Raw genomic sequence first — 3,273 nt, forward strand, 5'->3', positions numbered from 1 at the left:
GCGGCTGTCCGTTGGTAAAGCAGTAAGAGGCTGATTGGATGGAAGCTTCGACTGTGAGAGATGCGGCTCTGCGTGAGGCAGGGCCGTCGGGTTCGGATAATTCACGGCAGGGTTCTGCGGGCAGTGTTTTGTCGGCGCGGGGACTGGGCAAGTCGTTTGGCGGCTTTTACGCGGTGAAGAATGTCGATCTTGATGTGGAACATGCCCGTGTTCATGCGCTGATCGGCCCGAACGGGGCTGGCAAGACGACGGTGTTCAATCTCCTGACCAAGTTTTTGCAGCCGACAAGCGGCGAGATCACGCTTCTGGGCGAAACGATCACCAAAACCGATCCGGCCAAAGTGGCGCGGATGGGACTGGTGCGCTCGTTCCAGATTTCGGCAACCTTCCCGCATCTGACCGTATTGGAAAACGTCAAGGTGGCGTTGCAGCGCCCGAACGGCCTTGCCACGCAATTCTGGCGTGCGCTCTCGGCGCTGGATCGGCTGGACGCACAGGCAATCGAACTTCTGGAACGCGTCGGCCTTGCCGATGCCCGTCATGCACTGGCTGCGGATTTATCCTATGGCCGCAAGCGCGCGCTGGAAATCGCCACCACACTGGCGCTCGATCCGAAAGTGCTGCTGCTTGACGAACCGATGGCCGGCATGGGCCATGAAGACGTCCACACCATCGCCGCCCTCATTGCCGATGTCGCGAAGGATCGCGCCGTTTTGATGGTGGAACACAATCTCAAGGTGGTGGCCGATATCGCCCACCATGTCACGGTGCTGCAACGCGGCGAGATCCTCGCCTCCGGCAGCTACGCCGACGTCTCGAAGGACGAGCGCGTGCGCACCGCCTATATGGGAACCGAACATGAATAAAGGCCAACCGCTCCTGTCCGTGCGCGGACTGAATGCCTGGTATGGCGAAAGCCATGCCCTGCATGGCGTCGATCTCGACATCTGGCCGGGCGAAACCATCACGCTTCTGGGCCGCAACGGCGTCGGCAAGACCACGACCCTGCGCGCCATCATGGGCATCATCCGCAAGCGCACCGGCACGATCACGCTGGACGGCCGGGATATCATGCGCGTGCCCTTGCACCGCATTGCCCATGCGGGTCTGGGCTTCGTGCCGGAAGAACGCGGCATCTTCGCCACGCTCAGCGTGCATGAGAACCTGCTGCTGCCGCCGGTTGTGGCCAAAGGCGAGCAGAGCCTGATGTCGCTTGATGAGATTTACGCGCTTTTCCCGAACCTGCATGAACGGCGCAACAGCCCAGGCACCAAACTGTCGGGCGGCGAGCAGCAGATGCTGGCCATTGCGCGCATCCTGCGCACCGGCGTGAAGGTGCTGCTGCTGGACGAGCCGACCGAAGGTCTGGCGCCTGTCATCGTGCAGCGCATCGGCGATGTGCTGGTGGAACTGAAGAAGCGCGGCATGACCATCCTTCTGGTCGAGCAGAACTTCCGCTTTGCCGCCAAGGTCGCAGACCGCTTCTATCTCATGGATCATGGCGTGGTGACGGAGACCTTCCCGACCGCCGAGCTGCCCGACCGCATGGCAGCCCTGAACGAAGCCTTGGGAGTCTGACATGACAATGATCTTCGGTATTCCCCTGCAAGCGCTTCTCGGGCAGTTGCTGGTTGGTCTCATCAATGGCTCGTTCTACGCCATGCTGAGCCTTGGCCTTGCCATCATCTTCGGGCTGTTGCGCATCATCAATTTTGCCCATGGCGCACAATATATGCTGGGCGCTTTTGTCGGCTATCTGCTGTTGAGCTGGCTTGGCATCGGCTATTGGCCAGCGCTTGTTCTGGCTCCGATCATCGTCGGCCTCGGCGGGGCGATCGTCGAGCGCGTGGCGCTGTCACGGCTTTATAATCTCGATCCGCTCTATGGCCTGCTCTTCACCTTCGGCCTGGCGCTCGTGATCGAAGGCACGTTCCGCTATTATTACGGCGCGGCTGGACAGCCCTATGCGGTGCCGCCGTCGCTTGCTGGCGGGCATAATCTCGGCTTCATGTTCCTGCCGAACTATCGCGCCTGGGTGGTCGTGGCCTCGCTGATCATCTGCCTTGGCACCTGGCTTCTGATCGAAAAGACCAAGCTTGGCGCTTATTTGCGCGCCGCCACCGAAAACCCGACACTGGTCAAAGCCTTCGGCATCAATGTGCCGCTGCTTCTCACCTTCACCTATGCGCTGGGTGCGGGCCTTGCAGGCGTTGCCGGCATCATGGCGGCCCCGATCTATCAGGTCAGCCCGCTGATGGGCTCGAACATCATCATCGTGGTCTTTGCCGTGGTGGTTGTCGGCGGCATGGGGTCGATCCTCGGCGCCATCATCACCGGCTATGTGCTGGGCCTGGCCGAAGGGCTCACCAAGGTCTTCTATCCGGAAGCCTCCAGCATCGTCATCTTCGTTATCATGGCTATCGTCCTTCTGGTGCGACCCGCCGGACTGTTCGGGAAGGAGGCCTGATATGGCTGATACCGCTCTTAAAGCAACGGCTGCAAGCCATGGTGCTGCTTCATCCCGCAAGCCTGCGATCAACAGCCTGTCGGCGGTCATTCTCGTCATCGCCATTCTCGCACTGGCCGCAGCACCCTTCGTGGTCTATCCGATCTTCCTGATGAAGATGCTGTGCTTTGCGCTGTTTGCCTCTGCCTTCAATCTTCTGCTTGGCTACACCGGCATTCTCTCGTTCGGCCATGCGGCCTTCTTCGGGGGCGCTGCCTATATCACCGCGCATACGGTGAAGGAATGGGGCGTGACGCCGGAAGTGGGGCTGATCCTCGGCGTTCTCGCCGCCGCAGCGCTTGGCCTTGTCATCGGCTATCTGGCCATTCGCCGTCAGGGCATCTATTCGACCATGATCACGCTTGCGCTGTCGCAGATGTTCTTCTTCTTCTGCCTGCAGGCGGCCTTCACCCATGGCGAGGACGGCTTGCAGGGCGTGCCGCGCGGATATCTGTTCGGCTTCATCGATCTCAACAACCAGATGAACATGTATTACTTCGTGCTGGCCGTGTTCGTGCTTGGGGTCTTCGCCATCTGGCGCATCACCAACTCGCCCTTCGGCATGATCCTGAAATCGGTGCGCGAGAACGAAAGCCGCGCCATATCGCTGGGCTATTCCGTCAATCAGTACAAGCTGGCCGCGTTCGTCATGTCGGCGGGCCTTGCGGGCCTTGCAGGCGGCATGAAGGCACTCGTCTTCCAGTTTGCAACGCTGACCGATGTCGGCTGGCAGATGTCGGGCGAGGTCATCCTGATGACGCTGCTTG

The 3,273-nt window shown here is 60.6% G+C and carries 4 protein-coding genes; all 4 read left to right on the forward strand.

Annotated elements, in window-relative coordinates; translation table 11 throughout:
• The first annotated feature begins 38 nt into the window (after positions 1-38).
• On the forward strand, positions 39-866 hold the full coding sequence (locus FGI60_RS26085) for an ABC transporter ATP-binding protein (protein WP_138787569.1): 828 nt from the start codon (positions 39-41) through the stop codon (positions 864-866).
• Positions 859-1,578, forward strand: a complete 720-nt coding sequence (locus FGI60_RS26090; protein WP_138787570.1) for an ABC transporter ATP-binding protein — start codon at positions 859-861, stop codon at positions 1,576-1,578. The genes FGI60_RS26085 and FGI60_RS26090 overlap by 8 nt, the downstream gene beginning before the upstream one ends.
• 1 nt (position 1,579) lies before the next feature.
• Positions 1,580-2,467 (forward strand): branched-chain amino acid ABC transporter permease, encoded by an 888-nt coding sequence (locus FGI60_RS26095; RefSeq protein WP_078341355.1) that lies wholly within the window; start codon positions 1,580-1,582, stop codon positions 2,465-2,467.
• Between the two features lies 1 nt (position 2,468).
• On the forward strand, positions 2,469-3,273 hold an 805-nt coding region (locus FGI60_RS26100), incomplete at its 3' end, for a branched-chain amino acid ABC transporter permease (RefSeq protein WP_138787571.1).

Origin of the sequence: Brucella haematophila, assembly GCF_005938105.1 — a bacterium.
Classification (GTDB): domain Bacteria; phylum Pseudomonadota; class Alphaproteobacteria; order Rhizobiales; family Rhizobiaceae; genus Brucella; species Brucella haematophila.